The organism is Aeromonas sp. 603607, assembly GCF_049171595.1.
Lineage (GTDB): Bacteria > Pseudomonadota > Gammaproteobacteria > Enterobacterales > Aeromonadaceae > Aeromonas > Aeromonas veronii.
On record NZ_JAAKOV010000001.1, the window covers coordinates 492422 to 509713 of the forward strand.

The following is a 17292-nucleotide window of genomic DNA, read 5'->3' on the forward strand; positions in this document are numbered from 1 at the left end:
CCCATGTTGAAGTCATCGTTCTCTGCATATTTGTCACCCCTGCTGGCACTCGTCCTGCTGCTGACCAGCCCCTTCGCGTTTGCCCAGCAGATGGGTGCCGGGATGATCGCCTATGAGGAAGGGAGCGCCCCGCGCCTCGTCACCGCCAACCTGAGCACAGGATCGGTCACCCTGCTTGAGCGCGATAGCGGCAAGCGGCTCAAAGAGGTGCAGCTGGGAGGCGATCTGCGCCAGCTTGCCCGCGCCGATGACGGCACCCTGCTGGTCACCGACTACAGCGGCGATCGCCTGCTGCTGCTGGATGATGATCTCGATCTGGCAAAGGCGATCGCCACAGGCCATCGCCCCTACGGGGTCATCTTCGATGCCAAGCGGCAGTGGTTCTGGGTCACGCAGTTCGAATCCGCTCGCCTGCAGGCCTATGACACCACAGGCAACCTCAAGCTGGATGCAGAAACCGCCGAGACTCCCCGTGGACTGGCCCTGACCGACGACGATCGCCTGCTGCTGACCCACGCCATGACCGGACAGCTCGCCATCTATGATCTCGCCAAGCTTGGCCACGGCGCCAAGGGATCTTCGCTTCCCAAGCCCAAACTCATTACCCTGGCCGAGACCCATAGCGACACGCCGAGCGACTCCCAGGGATTGCCGCGCCTGCTCGACGGCATCGCCCTCTCCCCCGATGGCAGCGAGGCCTGGCTGCCCCATGTGCTGTGGAGCTTCGATCACCCCTTCCAGTTTCAGAGCACCGTCTTTCCGGCCGTCTCCATCATCGATCTCGATGAGGAGAAAGAGCGGGTCGATGAAAGAAAACAGCTCTTTTTGCAGATCAACCTGCCAAGCGTCGGCAACCGCAGCCAGATCGTCTCCAACCCCTTCGCGGCGCGCTTCACCGCCGATGGCAAGCGGGTCTATCTGACGCTGGCGGGCTCGGAAGATCTGCTGGTGTTTGATCTCTCCCGCAGCGGCAAGTCCAACAACAACCGCCACCGCCGCAAGAAGTTTCAGGGGGGCGCCAAGGCGACCCAGCTCTTGCGCCACCTGCCGGGCCAGAATCCGCGGGACTTGCTAATCGATGGCGACCATATTCTGGTGCACAACGCCATGGGGCAGGATCTCACCCGCCTCAATAGCGGCGGCAGCGGCCCGTTTGCCCGGGTCACCGTCGATGTGCCCCACTTTGCCAAGCTGGTAGAGACAGATCCGCGCCCCGAGCCGCTTCAGCGCGGCGAGCTGCTATTCAACCTTGGTAACACAGCGTCCAACTCACGCTTCCCCATGGCGGGGGACAACTGGATGAGCTGCAACTCCTGCCATCTGGATGGGTTCAATTTCACCAACCGCTATCTGATGGCGGCCCATCGCCAGAAGAGCGGCGACAACGCCATCAACGGCCACGCCAACCTCACCAACATGGTGGCGGGGGATTTTGTCGGCGAATACCTGCGCATGACCCAGCAGACCCAGGGCGGCATGGGCCATGACACCCGCGATGGGGCCGAGGCAGTTGACCCCGCGATGCCCCAACCGGAAGTGAAAGCGATGATGGAGGACTTACACGCCTTCGTCACCGCCGATGGCAACCTCCCCTATCTTGCCAACTGGCTGCGGCTCGATGCCCCGCGCACGGATCCCGCCAAGGCGCCGACCACTCACCCGAAAGAGTGGCTCAACTCCGCCTCCTGCCAGAACTGCCACAGCCAAGCGTTCAAGGACTGGAGCGAGAGCAACCACCGGCTGATGGGCAACTCCCACCCCTACTACAAGGTGGTGCAGGCGTTGGCCCGCGAAACCGAAGGGGAAGCGTTCGGCCAGTGGTGTCAGGGCTGCCACATGCCCCAGCAGGTAATGAACGGCCAGCAGGATCTACCCAAGGGCTCCCACATGTTCGAGCAGGGCGGCGCCTCGCTGATTGCCGCCCACAAGGCGGGTGAACCTGTGGTTGAGGAAGGGACCGGCTGTGTGCTCTGTCATCGCATCACCAAAGTGGAAGATGCGGGCGGCAACAGCGCCTTTACCGTGAATTTGAAAGACCGCGAGAGCTATGTGTTCGAGGATGCCGCGGGTGGCAACCTTAAGCACTGGCTGGCCGAGCGGCAGATCAACGCCCGTCCGGCGGCCCACAAAGCCTCCTATCAGAAGGATTTCTACCGCGATGCCGCCCTGTGCAAGTCGTGCCACAACGAGTTTGCCCCGGGCACCGGCGCCAATATCGTCAACACCTGGGACGAGTGGGAAAAATCCAGCTTCGCCAAGGCCGAGGATCCCGCCAAACGGCGCACCTGCATCGACTGCCACATGAACCCGGAGCCGGGCAATGGCGGCGCGCCGGTGGCGGGCCAGTCCACCGAAAACGGCACCATGAAAGCCCGGCTCTATCGCCACAACTTTACCGGCGCCCAGCACCAGCTGGTGGGGCTGCGCAATCCCGACCTTGAACAGGAGAGTCTGGCGCTCTTGCGCTCCAGCGCGACCCTCTCCGCCCGTATCGAACAGGCGGCCGATAGTCAGCGGCTGGTGGTGCGGGTCGCCAATACCGGCGCGGGCCATGCCCTGCCCACCGGGGTGGCCGATTTTCGTGAACTCTGGCTGGAGCTGACCGTCACCGACGCCAACGGCAAGGTGGTGCTTGCCAGCGGCCAGCCGGTGGATGGTGCCGTCCCTGAGAATGCGAGACTGTTTCGCAAAGTGTTCGGCGATGCCGAGGGCAAGCCGGTGGGGCTCAAGTTCTGGCGCTACGCCAAACTGCTGGAAGATACCCGCATTCCGGCCGATGGCTGGCGCGATGAAGCCTGGTCGCTGCCCGCAGAAGCCCAAGGGCCCTTCAAGGCCGATATCAAACTCAATTTCCGCACCTACCCCAAGTGGGTCAATGATGCGGTGCGCGCCGCCGAGCCGAGCTTGCCGGAGCCACCCATAGTGCAACTCAATCGGCTGCAACTGACCCTGCAGCCTCTCTCCATCACGCCCGCTACGGAGCCTCAATCCTGATGTTTGCAAGTTTTCTGATTACCCTGCGCGAGGGGCTGGAAGCCTTCCTGCTGGTCGGCATCTGCCTCTCCTACCTCGCCAAGCTGGGGGCGAGCCGCTACAACAAGTTCATCTATCTGGGGGTGGGGCTTGGCCTTGTCGCCTCCCTTGTGGTCGCCTTCCTGTTCCAGGTGGTGGTGAGCCAGTTCGAGAGCGAGCGCTACAACCACCTGTTGATGGCGGGGATCCTCATCTTCGCCACTCTGGTGCTCACCTATATGGCGATCTGGATGCAAAAACAGGCCAAATCCCAGGTGGGGGCCATGACGGCGCGCATCGATGCAGCCATCGATGGCGGCAACCTGTTTGGTCTGGTGCTGCTCGCCTTCCTGGCGGTGATGCGCGAAGGGTTTGAAACCGTGCTCTTCTTCTCCGCCCTGCTCTACTCGGGCCAAGGGGTGGATCTGCAATCGGGCCTGATGGGTGCGCTGGCGGGGCTGCTGGTCTCCATCGCGCTGGTGTGGGGGCTGCTGCGCTCCACCCGCAAGGTGGCGCTGGCCCCCTTCTTCCGCTGGACCGGCCTGCTTATCATCATCATCGCCGCAGGTCTGCTATCGTCTGCCGTCAACATGTTGCAGGCGGCAGATATCATCACCTTCTGGACCACGCCGGTATTCGACATCAGCCACATTCTCGACGATCAGGGGGTATTTGGTACCTTCCTGCGCGCTCTGTTTGGCTACAATGCCTCACCCGCTGGCTTGCAGCTGCTGACCTGGGCCCTCTATCTGGCGATCTTCGTTACCCTCTGGCAGCGCAGCTATCGCCCGCAGGTGAGCGCCGCATCCAGCAAGGGCTGAGCCAACACGCCCTGTGGCAACAAGGCCACGGGGTAACAACACCATTCGGGAGCCGCGCCTTGGCGCGGTTCCCTTATCTATCAAGCAGTTTCGGAATAGGTCATGAGCGATAACAACAAGAAAAGCATTGCAGTGCTGGGCGCTGGCCCCGCCGGTTTGATGGCGGCCTGGCGCCTGCGCCGCGCCGGTTTTGCCGTAACCCTGTTCGAGCAGGAGCCGGTGGTCGGCGGCATGTGCGCTACCCAGACCTTCAAGGGGCGCGATGGGGAGTATCGCTTCGACTACGGCGGCCACCGCTTTATCACCAAGAACCCCGAGCTGCTCGCCTTTATCGACGAGCTGATGGGGGACGATCTGCTCCACGCCGAGCGCAAGAGCGTGATCCGCTTTGGCGGACGCACCTATGACTACCCCCTGAACCTGCCCAACCTGCTCAAGACGGCGCCGCTCGCCCTGATGGCCGGTGCGGTAAAAGACTTGCTGCTGTTGCCCTTTGCCAAGAAGCCGGATGATTTTGCCAAGGCAAGCTTTGCCGAGTGGATCCAGAGCCACTTCGGCCGCACCCTCTATCGCCAGTTTTTCGAGGGCTACACCGGCAAGCTGTGGGGCATCAACCCGGACAAGCTCTCCGCCGACTGGGCCGGCCAGCGCATCAGCCTGATCGATCTCAAAGACGTGGCCCGCCGCCTGCTGCCAAGACGCAACGGGAGTATCTCGGTGCGCACCTATGCCCGCAAATACCGCTACCCGAAATATGGCTTCGGCCAGATCTTCACCACTCTGGGGGAGCGGCTGGTGGCAGAGGGCGTTGAGCTCAAAACCGGCGCCACCATCACCCGCCTTGAGCAGGCTGATGGCCGCATTGAACGGGTGTATTGGAAACAAGATGACGTTGAACAGAGCGAGCGCTTTGATCAGGTGATCTCCACCCTGCCGCTGCCGCTCACCTGCCAGCATCTGGGCTTGCCGTGCGATCTCCAATACCGGTCGCTTCGCTTCGTCAATATGCCCCTCAAACAGGAAAACCTGTCGGACAACACCTGGCAGTACCTCTCCGATCCCCATATTCTGGCCACTCGTTTGCAGGAGCCGCGCCGCCGCAGCCCCTTTATGGCGCCCCAGGGCCAGACCTCGGTGATGCTGGAGATCCCCTGTAATCCGGGGGATGCCACCTGGCAGGCGCCGCTCTCTGATCTGCGCGGTCGGGTTACCACTGATCTCGCGAGTCTCGGTGTCGATACCGCCAAGCTTGGCGATGAAACTTTTGAAGCGCGCAGCGAATACGCCTATCCGCTGATGGATTTGGGCTATCAGGCCCGTCGAAACGAAGCGATCAAGGCGCTGATGCCCATCAGTAACCTCATCATGACCGGCCGTCAGGGGACATTCCGCTACATCTTCACCGACACCGCCATGGAGATGGGTATGATGGCCGCCGACATGGTGCTCGACGGGGTGGACAGACGTCATGCCATCTTTAACCATCGCAACGAAAATACCGTGATCGAAACCCAGAGCGTGGCCTGATGGCCGCGCCATTGGCATAACCTCTTGGCATTAAGTAAGGAGAACAGGATGACCATCCGCCCGGGTTTACTCGCCCTCACCCTGCTGCTGACCCTGAGCGGGCAGGCGCAGGCTTACTCCTACGCTGCCGCCGGCAAGGAGCCACTGATCGACGCCCGCGAAGCGCTGCTGGGCGCCGCCACTGACGGCAAGGATGCCAGCGCTACCTTGAGCGAGATTGCCGAGGAGCTGACCTATCTGGAACAGCACCACAAGGTGGAATTGCAAGCACCGCTGGCCGCCGCCATCAAGGCCAAAGACGCCGCGGCTACCGCGGCCCTGCTCAACCGCGCCTACAAGGCGGAGATCGAGCGCCGCCTCGAAGGGGCCAGCCAGAATCTTGGCGACTACCAGACCGCCAAGGTGCTGGTGGTCAAGAGCAAGCGCTTCCTCGACTTGATCCTCCCATCACTCAATGAAGGAGATCGCAAGGCGGCCGAACAGGCGCTGGCCAGGGTGCTCGATGCCATCGGTAACCCGGGGGTATTCGGGGTGGGCGCCAAGCCCGCCGACGCCGCCGCCTTTAGCGATGCAGAAAAAGCGCTGATGGCCGTGCTGGCGCCGCTTTGATGGCAACCTGCCAATCATTGCGCCACCTCGCTCTGACAAACGGTGGGTTTCGCTGCGCTCTACCCACCCTACGCACGGCCTGCCGATAAATGCACCCGGACGCTGGTTTGCCCCCTTCTCCCCTTGCGGGAGAAGGGCTGGGGATGAGGGGTAAGGTAATGGCTCGGCGTTGGCCTTCCCCCTGCTCCACCACCATTTGGCTGCTCATTCTGCTGCAACTGGCCTGGCTTTGCTGGCTGCTGGCCTTTCCGGTAGCCCTCGATTCCGACGATGCCCTCAATTTCGCCCACGGGGTGACGCACTTTAGCGTGCTGGAGTTCTCCCCCCACTTTCCGGGCTACCCCGCCTTTATCTGGCTGGCGCGGCTGATCAATCTGCTGGTAGACGATCCGGCACGTGCGGTGCAGTGGGCAAGCCTGCTCGGGAGCAGTTTGCTGGCACCGCTCGCCGCCTTGCTGGCGGTAAGGCTGTGGCAACAGCCCAGCCTTTTGGCCCCAGTCTGGCTGCTGGTATTGGCCCTGCCGCTCACCCCGACGCTCGCCCTCTCAGGCCTTTCGGATGGGCCAGCGCTCGCCGCCTGGCTCGGAACGCTGCTGGCCTTGCAGCAGCGCAGATTCGCACTGGCGGGTCTGCTGCTCGGCCTTATGCTGGCGCTGCGTCCCTCCTACTTCATGCTGACCCTGCTGCCCCTTTGGCTGGGGATGGCGCAAAAGGGTCAGCGACTTAACTTTCTGCTCCCCATTGTTCTGGTGGGGCTTATCAGCCTGCTGTTTGTCTGGCAGGCGGATGGCTGGGCCTATTTCAGCGAGGGGCGCCGCTTTACCGACGGCCACTTTACCCTGTGGGGCAACACGGCGGCAGCCCATGGCGATCGGCTGCTGAGCTGGGCGAGCACTTTCAACGATCAGCTGACCCCGCTCTGGCCCCTGTTGATGGTGGCGCTGCTGATGCTGCCGCTTTGGCAACGCTCAAAAGGCCAAGCTGCAACCCTCTCCCCACTCTGGACGCTCTACTGGCTCGCCCTGCTGCTCTGGACCCTGTTTGGCCAGAATCCCGACAATCCCCGCCATCTGGCCCCCATCACCCTGCTCGGTATCGTGCTGCTGGCAGGTTGGCTGCCGCGCCGTGGCGAGGGGCTGGTCGCGGTGGCCGGATTGCTGCTGCTCGGCGCGACCTTTACCCTGCCCCGTCCGCCCGCCATGGTGCAGGCAGCAAGGGTGGCAGAAAAAGCGTGCCCGGCGCTGGTGACCCAGTGGGGGGTAAGATTGCTGCGGGAGACCACGGCACTGCCGGTGACCGATGGCTGGTACAAGGGGGATGCGGCGCTGGCGCTCTCTCGGGGAGCCTGCCGCCTCAGTCGCCGCCCCATCGACGCGAACGAAATGCCCACTGCGGTGCGCCAGCACTGGTTTGCCCCGCGCTTTGCCGCCGAGCCCGGCCTCTGGCTCGCCATTCCCTCGCGGCAGACAACCCATGGCAAAAGTGACAAGAAACACAGAAAGAGCGCAAAAATCCGCCAAGGCAACTAAAAAAGAGGGGAACAACTCGGGTACACTCACTGCGCATCCATAACAGACGAGTCTCCTTATGCGTGTAACCAGAGAGTGGCTGTGGGTTTTGTCGGTGCTGACCGGGGCCTGTGCCCTCCTGTTGCTGCCATTCTGGCTGCGTGGCGGCAGTCAGGGCCATGATCTGTTTCACCACCTGCTCTCCGGTCACTTCTTTGCCGTGCAACTGTGGCAAGGTGAGCTCTATCCGCGCTGGTTGATGGAGATGAACGGCGCCTTCGGCAGCCCGGTCTTTTTCTTCTATCCCCCCCTGCCCTACTATGTGAGCGCCCTGTTCGCCGGCCCCACCCCACTGGCCCACGAGGCGATGACGCCGCTGCTCTGGAGCAGCAGCGTGGCACTCTGGCTCTCCGGCCTGTTTGCCTATCTCTGGTTGCGCCCCTTTGCCGGCCACGGACGGGCGCTGGCGGCCAGTTTGCTCTATATGGCGCTGCCCTATCATCTGGCCATCGATATCTACGCCCGCTTTGCCCTGGCGGAGAGCTGGGCCTTCGTCTGGGCACCGCTGGCACTGCTGGCGCAGGATCGCCTCTGCCGCGGCGCCCCCTTTGCGCTACTGCTGCTCGCACTGGCCGTCTCCATGCTGACGCTTTCCCATCTACCAAGCACCCTGCTCATTCTGGGCTTGCTCACCCTGCGCAGCCTGCTGCTGGTCTGGCGCTACAAGGGGAGCACAGCGCTTGTCAGTGTCCCTGTCACCGCCTCCCCGCTTATCGGCACCCTGCTGGGCCAGCTCTGGGGGTTGGCGATGGCCAGCCTGTTGCTGCTGCCCGCTCTGCTGGATCAGGGGGGGATCTCCATGGAGCAGATGCGCACCGGCATGTTCGAGTTTCAGCGCAACTTTCTCGATCGTTTGCCCCAAAGCCGTGATGACTGGCGCTTTCGCGGCCATCTCGCCTGGCTGACGCTGCTCACCCTGGCTCTGCTGCTGGTAGCTTGGGCGGCCGCCCGCGAGCCGCGCCATCCCGAGTTGCTGCTCTGGGGGGTCATTGGCACCCTGAGCTTTCTGATGATGCTGCCACCAAGCGAGCCCCTGTGGCGCCTGCTCACTCCGTTGCAACTGGTGCAATTTCCCTGGCGCCTCAATCTGCTGCTGGTCATCGCTACCGTCGCCGTAGTGGCGCTGGGTACCCCCACCTATCGCCCGTGGCAGTGGGTCTGGTGGCTACTACTTGCCCTCACCCTGCTCTCGCAGGGACTCTATGTACGCGAGGCGCCGCTCACCCAGGCTCCCGTAAAGAGTCAGCTCGACGGGGAGTTCGACAGCAAGCGCAGCGCCCGCGAATACCGTCCAAAGCAGGTGCCACGCGGCATGTTTGCCCCCACCCTGCTGGCCTGGAAAGAGGAATTCCAGCCCGCCATCACCAGCGACCATCAGGGGGTGAACTGGCAGATCCAGCGCTGGCAGCCTCGTCATATCGAATTGACGGTGGATGCCCCAGCGCCCGCCAAACTGATCCTGCACCAGTTTGATTACCCGGGCTGGCAGGCAAGGCTCGACCAGCGCCTGCCGCTGAGCGTCAGCAGCACCCGCAACGGGCTGGTGCAGGTCTGGGTGCCTGCCGGACAACACAGCCTCACCTTTACCCTCACCGCCCGCTGGCCGGAGCGGCTCGGGTACGCCATCTCGTCGCTGGCCTGGCTGCTCTGGCTGGGGGGGGTGATCCGCGCAGTACGCCGACATGACCGCAAGCGTGCACCCCAAGGGGCCTGAACGGCCGGGCACCTCCCCCTTTTGAGGGGGCAGGAACGTCATGCCGAGCGGGGGCAAACCTGATAGACTCGTCCTTCTCTCTTTTTCAACCAAGGTTCACCAGCGGATACCCTATGCCCCAATCGCCAACAGCTCAGGCTGCCGCCCTCTCCCCCCGTTTCCTGTTTATCCTGCTCGGCGCTCTGGCGGGTCTGACTCCGCTGGCGGTGGATATGTATCTGCCCGCCATTCCGGCCATTGCCCGGGATCTGGCCACCAGCATCGACGGCGCCCAGCTCACCATCAGCGCCTTTCTGGGCGGCTTTGCCATCGGCCAGCTCTTCTACGGCCCACTGGCCGACAGCTATGGCCGCAAGCCGGTGATCCTGGCGGGGCTGGTGATGTTTGCCATCGCCTCGGTGGGCTGCGCCATGGCGGACTCCCTGCCTGAATTGCTGGCCTATCGGATGCTGCAGGCGGCGGGTGGTGCGGCGGGCTCTGTGGTGGTCAATGCCCTGCTGCGCGATCTGTTCGAGAAGGATGCGTTTTCCCGCGCCATGTCGTTCGTCATTCTGGTGATGACGCTGGCGCCGCTGGTAGCGCCTGTGGTGGGCGGCTATATCAGTGCCCACGCCGACTGGCGGGTGATCTTCTGGCTGCTGGTGGGGATCAGCCTGCTGATCTGTCTGGTGATGCAGTGGAAAATTCAGGAAACCCTGAAAGCGGAGCACCGTCAGCCCCTTAATCTGGGCCAGATCCTCAAGAACTACTGGGGGGTGCTCTCCCATCGCGGCGCCATGGGGTACGTGCTGTGCGGCTCCCTCTCCAGCTCCGGCATGTTCGCTTTCTTAAGCGGCTCCCCTTACGTCTATATCGAGTATTTCAAGGTGCCGACCGAGCACTACGGCTGGCTGTTTGGCCTCAATATCCTGCTGATGATGGTGGTCACCTTCGTCAACAGCCGACTGGTGAAAGGGGTGGGCGCCGAGCGGATGCTGCAATACGGTCTGCTGGTGCTGCCCTGCGCGGGCGCCCTGCTGGTCTACAACGCCTGGAGCCAGACCGGCGGTCTGTGGGGCATCGTCATTCCGGTGGTACTGTTTGTCGGCCATATCAGTCTGGTGGGCGCCAACGCCATGACCGGCCTGATGGGCCACTTCCCGCAATCTGCGGGCACCGCCTCGGCACTGGCGGGCACCCTGCGCTTTGGCATCGGCGCCCTGGTCGGGATTCTGGTCAACCTCAATCCGCCCCACTCGCCGCTGCCCATGGCCATCGCCATCGCCTGCTGCGGCGTGGGCTCCACCCTGAGTTACTGGCTGCTGACCGGCAAGCGAGGCGATTGACCCCCCCTATCCCCCTCGGCCAGGAAAACGAAAGAGGCTTCCATCAACGGAAGCCTCTTTTCGTACTGGCGGGCAGACGTTCAGAACTGGGCACTGTTGAGCCAGAGGTGCGCCCCTATGCTCACCAGATAGCCGAGCAAGATAGCCGGCGACCATTTCAGGTGGCCAAAGAAGGTATACATGCCATGGGCCTGCCCCATCAGGGCAACACCGGCGGCAGAGCCGATGGAGAGCAGGCTGCCGCCCACCCCGGCGGTCAGGGTCACCAGCAGCCACTGCCCCAGCGCCATGTCTGGGCTCATCGAGATCACGGCAAACATCACGGGAATGTTGTCGATGACGGAGGACAAGACCCCGATGAAGATGTTGGCCATGGTGGGATCCCCAGCGTCATACAACCAGTGTGATACCAGCTCCAGATACCCCATAAAGCCCAGCCCACCGACACACATCACCACCCCGTAGAAGAAGAGCAGGGTATCCCACTCCGCCTTGGCCACCTTGTTGAACACGTCAAATGGCACCACAGAACCCAGACTGCGCAACCGCACCTCATCACCATTGCGTTCGTAGAGCGCACGCTTGCGGGCAAGGGATCGCGGCAGCGACTTTCGCAGATAAAACCCGAAAAACTGCAGATAACCGAGCCCCAGCATCATGCCTAGCACGGGTGGCAGATGGAGGAAACTGTGGCATAGCACCGCCGTGATGATGGTCAGCAAGAACAGCGCGACGATGCGACGGGCACCCCGCTTGAGATCGACCACCTCGTTATCAGCCTCCGGCACATGACGCGGCACCATCAGGCTCATCAGGATGGCCGGGACCAGAAAATTGAGCAGAGAGGGGATCAGCAGGGTGAAGAACTGGCCAAATTGCACCTTGCCCGCCTGCCACACCATCAGGGTGGTGATGTCGCCAAAGGGACTGAACGCCCCTCCGGCGTTGGCGGCGATCACTATGTTGATGCAGGCAAGATTGACAAAACGCCGATCACCGTTGGCCACCTTCAACACCACGGCGCACATCAAGAGCGCAGTGGTCAGGTTGTCTGCCACCGGCGAAATACAAAAAGCAAGCCCACCGGTCAACCAGAACAGGGTGCGCAAGTGAAAGCCGGATTGCACCAGCCAGGCGCGCAGGGCATCGAATAACCTGCGATCCTCCATGGCGTTGATATAGGTCATCGCCACCAGCAGGAACAGCATCAACTCGGCATATTCCAGCAAGGTATGGCGGAAGGCCTGCTCGGCGACAGGGCTCATCCCTTGCTGTGCATAGGCGATACCAATCAGGATCCAGATCACCCCGGCGGCCACCAGCACGGGTTTGGACTTGCGCAGTTGCAGATACTCTTCAGCCATCACCAGGGCGTAGGCCAACACAAACAATCCGACACAAAAAAGACCGATTGAGGAGGATGTCAACAGAACAGGGCCACTACTGGCATGGGCGGGAAGGATAAACAGGGACAGCAGCAAAATAACTGGGGTAAGCGCAGACATGGTCTCTTCCTTTTAGAACCATCTGGCAATGATGCTAACACCTGGATGAAAAGAAAAATTCATCCAGGTCAATTAACGCTTAATTGGTTTGCTGTCGAAACGCGGGATTATTTCTTGCCGAAACCCGACTGCTTGAGGGTATAGCCTGCGCTGTTCTGCCAGGCATCCAGACCGCTGCGGTTATTGCCCGCCACCAGACTGGCGGCCAGACTCGGGCTGTTGAACAGCTGATCGGCGGTAAAGACAAAGCCGCCCTGACTGCGGGGCACTATGACCCCCTTTTCCAGCAGCTCGTGACGCAGCTCGATCACCGCTTCACGCAAAGAGGCGGCATCCTCGCCATTGGCGGTGGAACCGGCCAGCACCATAAAGCCCGGATTTTGCCGCTTGCCCACCGGATAACCGTGGGCCTCGGCCCCCTTGCCGTTGAAATGGTAGAGCTCGCGCTCCCCCGGCCGGTTGTCGGAGAGTGCCTTTTGCAGGGTCATCAGCTCGTTGTAGATCTCGATGGGGACGACGGCAGCCTGCTTGTTGCCCTTGCTATCGATGATAAAACTGACTTGCTTGTGTAACATCCTTGCTCATCCTGTGACCCATGGAAGCCCCTATTCTAACCACCTCGGGCAAGCGGGATCCAGCGAGGATCCACTGCTCTTTTGCCGCCTTGATCACTAACTGGCACTCTTGATCAACCGTAAGGGGTGTTGATCAATGCTGGCCGTGCTAGCGTACCAAGCATGATGAAAGCCATTGACCATCAAACGGTTATCCCATGCTGACCCTGCGCAACCTCTGCAAGAGCTTCGATAACGGCAGTGAACGACTGCCGCTGTTCCACCATCTCGATCTCGCCCTCCCCGCAGGCGAGATCACCCTGCTGCTGGGCCAAAGCGGCTGCGGCAAGTCCACCCTGCTCAATCTGATCGCCGGGCTGATTGCACCGGATGAAGGGGAGATCTGGCTGGGGGAGACCCGGATCGACACCCGCTCCCCCGACGAGCGGGCGCGCCTGCGGGGCCGCCATTTCGGTATCGTCTATCAGGATTTCAACCTGCTGCCGACCCTGAACGTGGCCGAGAATCTGGCCCTGCCGCTGGCTATCAACGGGCTGCCACCGGATGAGGCCAGGATTGACCAGTTGCTGCAACGGCTCGATATGAGCCACAAGCGCGATGCCTGGCCGGAGCAGCTCTCCGGCGGCCAGCGACAGCGGGTGGCACTGGCCCGCGCCCTTATCCATCAACCCGGTTGGCTGCTCGCCGACGAACCCACCGGCAGCCTCGATGAACACAATGCCGAACAGGTGATGGCGTTGATGGTAGCGGCGGTGCGCGACACAGGCGCAGGCTTGCTGCTGGTGAGCCACAACCCCGCCTATGCTGCGCAGGCCGACAGAGTGCTGCGCCTCGAAGGGGGGCAACTTATCGAGCTCAAGGGACCCCGTCATGACTAAACAGCGACTGCGCCAGCCGGAGTCACGCTGATGCTGCCACTCAAAGCGCTGCTGCGCCTCTATCGCAGCCACCCCTGGTTGCTGCTGATGAGTCTGGCCGGGCTGGTATTGGGGGTATCGCTGGTGGTGGCCATCGAGCTGCTCAACCACAGTGCCCGCACCAATTTTGTCGCTGCCCGCAGCCAGCTGGCAGGGGAAGCCAACTACCGGCTGGCCCCCGCTGGCGGGCTGGATGAGCAGCTTTACGTGCAGCTGGTGACCAGCCAGCCCGCCCTCGATGCCATGCCCCAGCTCCATGGCTGGCTCAAAGATGAAGAGGGACGCAGCTTTCAACTGCTGGGAATGGATCTCTTCAACCCCGGCCCCCTGCGCCAGCTGCTTGGCGCCCAACCCGCGAGCGAACCCGCCTTTTCCCTCAACCGTGCCGACAGCATCTGGCTGGCGGCCCCCGAAGCGGAGCGCCTTGGCTGGCAAGCGGGCCAGAGCCGCCGCTTTGTATTGGGCGGCAGCGATGGCGGCAGCGCCCGCACCCTGACCCTGACGCTGGCGGGCACGTTCGAACCGGGCGCCGTGCCCATGGAGCGGCTGCTGATAACCGATATCGGCCTCGCCCAGCCGTTGCTGGATAAAGCGGGTCGGCTCGATCGCATCGTCTTCAAGCTAAGCGACGCCGAGGCTCGCACCCTGCAGGCCACCCTGCAAACCGATTACCCAAACCAGCCCTTGTGGCTTGAGCCCATCAGCCCGGCGCTCGATGCCAGCCAGCTTGGCGATGCGCTGGCCCTCAATCTGACGGCGCTCTCATTGCTCGCCATGGCGGTGGGATTGTTTCTGGTGTTCAACGCCCAGCGATTTGTGCAGAGCGTGCGCCGCCCCCAGCTGGCCCAGTTGATCATTCTGGGGATGGGGCCGAGTCGGGTACTCCGCTGGCTGGTGCTAGAGCTCGTTATTCTCGCCACCATCGGCACCCTGCTCGGGGTGGTGCTCGGCAGCCTGTTGGCGCTGGCGCTGATGGGGCAACTGACCCAGGCGCTGGCCGATCTCTATGGGCCCAACCCCATCGATCTGCTTCGCCTCTCCCCCGTGAGCCTGTTCAAAGCGCTGTTGATCGGGCTGCTCGGCACACTGGCCGCCAACCTGCCCGGCTGGTGGCAACTGCTGCGCCAATCCCCCCTCGAACTGCGCGCTGGCAGCAGCCGCCCCCCCGCTCACCCGTGGCGACGGCGCTTGCTGGCCATCGCCATATTGCTGCTGTGCGCTCTGTGCCTGTGGCTGCCGCAAACGGGTCTGACCGGCGCCCTCTTTATCGCCGGAGGCTGGCTGCTGGCCATGGCGCTCTGGCTGCCCGATGCCCTGCGCGGCTTGCTTGGCTGGTTGCGACGGTGCGCGGGCGGCCCCCTCACCGCCCGGCTCGGGGTGGCCGAGACCCTCTATCACCTCGATCGCACCGCCATCGCGGTGATGGCGTTGCAGCTCGCCATCGCGGCGGCCATCGGCATCGGGGTCATGGTGTCGAGTTTTCGCTCCAGCGTGGAGATCTGGCTCGGCCAGCGTCTGGCTGCCGATCTCTATGTCACCGCCCCCAAGGGGGTGGCGGGCAACAAGGGCACCTTAAGCGATACAACCCTTAAGACCCTGCTCGCCAATCCGCTGGTAAGCGCCGCCTCGCGCCGCTCGGTGCATCCTGCCCGCTGGCAGGGGCAGCCCATCGAGTGGGCACAGATGGATTTTATCCCCCAGCTTAAAGCAGCCTATCCGCTGCTGGCTGGACGCTGGCCCACCCGTCCCGACGAAGTGCTGGCGAGCGAACCGCTGACGGTGCGCCTGGGGGTCAAGGTGGGCCAGACATTGGCGATCAGCGGCGAGCAGGGGCCAAGGCAGTTCACCGTCACCGGCGTCTATCAGGACTACGGCAGCGACAAGGGACAGATCCTGCACGCCTTCGAAGGGGGGGCGGTGCAATCCCTCGCCCTCTTTAGCAACGACCCCGAGCAGCTGGCCGACCGCCTGCGCGAGCGCTTTGGCGAGCAGCTAAACCTGCTCTCCGCCCCCGCCATCCACAGCGCGGCGCTCAAGGTGTTTGACCAAACCTTTGTGGTGACCGAGCTATTGAAACTGCTGATCCTTGGCATCGCCTTTGTCGGCATTGGCTCGGCCTTTATGGTGCTGGGGCTGGCGCGCCGTGGCGAGCTGCAGACCTTGCAAAGTCTGGGTTTGAGCCCCCACCACTGCCGCCAGCTGCTGGTGTGGCAAGGAGCGGGATTGGGGCTGCTCACCGCCCTGCTGGCTCTGCCGGTGGGATATGGCCTCGCCTGGGTGCTGATCGAGGTGGTCAACCCCCGCGCCTTTGGTTGGCGCCTCGCCTTCGAGGCCGCTCCCCTTCATGCGGTCACCGCCCTGTTGCTGGCACCGGTCTGTGGCGCATTGGCATCCTGGTATGCGGCAAGGAGAGTGGTATGAAATATCGGTTAGCGCACTGGCTCAGCCATGGCTTGAAGCTCCCATCGACCACTTCCCTCTATCCGCCCCTTCTTCAGCACAGAGAAGAGCTGAGTGCGGCATTGAACCATCCCCTCTCCCTTCGGGAGAGGGCCAGGGTGAGGGGAAGCTTGTCCTCTTTACGGCGCCTGTGGCTCGCCGTCCTCTTGCTCCCGCTGATTGCCATGATTGGCAGCGCGCAGGCCAGCGATCTGGGCGCCCTGCTCGGCGGTGGCAACGACAGCTTTAAAAAGGTGCAGCCGGGGCAAACCATCACACTGCCGGAGGATCACGCCGCCCACCCCGATTACCGCTCCGAGTGGTGGTATCTCACCGGCAACCTCAAGGATGAACAGGGGCGCGAATATGGCATGCAGTGGACCCTGTTTCGCCAAGGGAGCGAACAAGCACTTCGCACCAACAACCCCTGGCTCATCCCACAGCTCTGGCTGGCCCAGTTTGCCATCACGGATCTCGAGCGTGGCAGCCACCAGCAAGATGAACGGGCCAGTCGGCAGGGGCCCGGACTGGCGGGGGCCAGCGGCGGTCAATATTGGCTAAGGGAGTGGCGGCTTGCCTCCCAAGGGGCAGCGCTGTTCCCCGCCACCCTCAAGGTGCAGAGCAAGATTGGCGAGCTGAACCTCACCGTCACTGCCGCCAAGCCGCTGGTGCTGCAAGGCAAGGCCGGTTACAGCGAGAAGAGCCCGGGCAACGCCTCCTTTTACTACTCCTACCCGCGCCTCACTCTTCGCGGCACCCTGACTCGCGATGGCGAGACCCGCACCGTCACCGGACAAGGCTGGTTTGATCACGAATGGAGCAGCTCGGTATTGGCCGAGTGGCAATCGGGCTGGGACTGGTTTTCGCTCCAGTTGAATGATGGCCGCGAGCTGATGTTGTTTCGCCTGCGCACCAAATCGGGACGCGCAGAGCCCGAGAACCGCTACGGCATCTTGATTGAGCGGGATGGCAGCAGCCGGGTGCTCGCCCCTGACGCGATTCGCCTTACGCCGGGCAACACCTGGCGCGGCCCCAAGGGGCAGAATTACCCCGTCGAGTGGCAGCTAAACGCCGCCGGTATGAGCCTCACCATCAAAGCCCGTCAGCCCAATCAGGCCATGACAGGTCGCTTTGACTACTGGGAGGGCGCGGTCTCTGTCTCGGGAGATGCCAAGGGGGTCGGCTATCTGGAGATGACGGGCTATTGATCCAGGAGCGTGGCTGTTGATTGCAACGGCCATAAGCCGCCGTCAATGCCCTGCCAGACGGATTTGATGATG

The 17292-nt window shown here is 62.8% G+C and carries 12 protein-coding genes; 10 read left to right on the top strand and 2 right to left on the bottom strand.

What is annotated here, in order from left to right:
* Positions 1–3: 3 nt before the first annotated feature.
* The 7 genes from G5315_RS02130 (at position 4) to G5315_RS02160 (ending at position 10576) form a co-directional block, all read left to right on the top strand.
* A complete protein-coding gene (locus G5315_RS02130; RefSeq protein WP_421332270.1) occupies positions 4–2994 on the top strand; it encodes a YncE family protein in 2991 nt (996 codons plus the stop codon).
* Positions 2994–3833 carry an FTR1 family iron permease gene (locus G5315_RS02135; RefSeq protein WP_164536636.1) on the top strand — a complete coding sequence of 280 codons (840 nt, stop codon included), beginning with the start codon at positions 2994–2996 and terminating at the stop codon, positions 3831–3833. Before G5315_RS02130 ends, G5315_RS02135 begins: the two co-directional genes overlap by 1 nt.
* A 102-nt stretch (positions 3834–3935) precedes the next feature.
* Positions 3936–5360: an NAD(P)/FAD-dependent oxidoreductase gene (locus tag G5315_RS02140; RefSeq protein ID WP_201989286.1), complete on the top strand. Its 1425-nt coding sequence runs from the start codon at positions 3936–3938 to the stop codon at positions 5358–5360.
* Between the two features lie 48 nt (positions 5361–5408).
* Positions 5409–5969: a hypothetical protein gene (locus G5315_RS02145; protein ID WP_201989284.1), complete on the top strand. Its 561-nt coding sequence runs from the start codon at positions 5409–5411 to the stop codon at positions 5967–5969.
* Positions 5970–6127: 158 nt separating this feature from the next.
* Complete coding sequence (locus G5315_RS02150; RefSeq protein ID WP_201989282.1) at positions 6128–7498, top strand: hypothetical protein; 1371 nt, start codon at positions 6128–6130, stop codon at positions 7496–7498.
* Between the two features lie 58 nt (positions 7499–7556).
* The gene (locus G5315_RS02155) at positions 7557–9251 is read left to right on the top strand and encodes a hypothetical protein (RefSeq protein WP_421332272.1); all 1695 of its coding nucleotides are present in this window, start codon (positions 7557–7559) and stop codon (positions 9249–9251) included.
* 113 nt (positions 9252–9364) lie between these two features.
* Entirely contained in the window at positions 9365–10576 is a 1212-nt protein-coding gene (locus G5315_RS02160; protein ID WP_421332273.1) for a Bcr/CflA family multidrug efflux MFS transporter, read from the top strand.
* Positions 10577–10656: 80 nt separating this feature from the next.
* Here G5315_RS02160 and nhaD read toward each other — a convergent pair whose 3' ends face one another.
* Together nhaD and G5315_RS02170 are read right to left on the bottom strand one after the other, a co-directional pair.
* Positions 10657–12081 carry a sodium:proton antiporter NhaD gene (nhaD, locus tag G5315_RS02165; protein WP_421332274.1) on the bottom strand — a complete coding sequence of 475 codons (1425 nt, stop codon included), beginning with the start codon at positions 12079–12081 and terminating at the stop codon, positions 10657–10659.
* A gap of 107 nt (positions 12082–12188) precedes the next feature.
* The gene (locus G5315_RS02170; RefSeq protein ID WP_005333716.1) at positions 12189–12656 is read right to left on the bottom strand and encodes a DUF4357 domain-containing protein; all 468 of its coding nucleotides are present in this window, start codon (positions 12654–12656) and stop codon (positions 12189–12191) included.
* 197 nt (positions 12657–12853) lie between these two features.
* On the opposite strand from G5315_RS02170, the gene G5315_RS02175 reads away from it, so the two are divergent.
* The 3 genes from G5315_RS02175 (at position 12854) to G5315_RS02185 (ending at position 17220) form a co-directional block, all read left to right on the top strand.
* Positions 12854–13534, top strand: coding sequence for an ABC transporter ATP-binding protein (locus tag G5315_RS02175; protein ID WP_421332275.1), 681 nt, complete (start codon positions 12854–12856; stop codon positions 13532–13534).
* A gap of 30 nt (positions 13535–13564) precedes the next feature.
* Positions 13565–15994 carry an FtsX-like permease family protein gene (locus tag G5315_RS02180; protein ID WP_421332276.1) on the top strand — a complete coding sequence of 810 codons (2430 nt, stop codon included), beginning with the start codon at positions 13565–13567 and terminating at the stop codon, positions 15992–15994.
* Between the two features lie 185 nt (positions 15995–16179).
* A complete protein-coding gene (locus G5315_RS02185) occupies positions 16180–17220 on the top strand; it encodes a lipocalin-like domain-containing protein (protein WP_421332383.1) in 1041 nt (346 codons plus the stop codon).
* Positions 17221–17292: the final 72 nt, after the last annotated feature.

Coding starts and splice junctions, on each gene's coding strand:
- G5315_RS02155 (WP_421332272.1), top strand. CDS start 7,557: ATGCGTGTAACCAGAGAGTGGCTGTGGGTTTTGTCGGTGCTGACCGGG.
- G5315_RS02175 (WP_421332275.1), top strand. CDS start 12,854: ATGCTGACCCTGCGCAACCTCTGCAAGAGCTTCGATAACGGCAGTGAA.
- G5315_RS02180 (WP_421332276.1), top strand. CDS start 13,565: ATGCTGCCACTCAAAGCGCTGCTGCGCCTCTATCGCAGCCACCCCTGG.
- G5315_RS02140 (WP_201989286.1), top strand. CDS start 3,936: ATGAGCGATAACAACAAGAAAAGCATTGCAGTGCTGGGCGCTGGCCCC.
- G5315_RS02170 (WP_005333716.1), bottom strand. CDS start 12,656: ATGTTACACAAGCAAGTCAGTTTTATCATCGATAGCAAGGGCAACAAG.
- nhaD (WP_421332274.1), bottom strand. CDS start 12,081: ATGTCTGCGCTTACCCCAGTTATTTTGCTGCTGTCCCTGTTTATCCTT.
- G5315_RS02150 (WP_201989282.1), top strand. CDS start 6,128: ATGGCTCGGCGTTGGCCTTCCCCCTGCTCCACCACCATTTGGCTGCTC.
- G5315_RS02130 (WP_421332270.1), top strand. CDS start 4: ATGTTGAAGTCATCGTTCTCTGCATATTTGTCACCCCTGCTGGCACTC.
- G5315_RS02135 (WP_164536636.1), top strand. CDS start 2,994: ATGTTTGCAAGTTTTCTGATTACCCTGCGCGAGGGGCTGGAAGCCTTC.
- G5315_RS02160 (WP_421332273.1), top strand. CDS start 9,365: ATGCCCCAATCGCCAACAGCTCAGGCTGCCGCCCTCTCCCCCCGTTTC.
- G5315_RS02145 (WP_201989284.1), top strand. CDS start 5,409: ATGACCATCCGCCCGGGTTTACTCGCCCTCACCCTGCTGCTGACCCTG.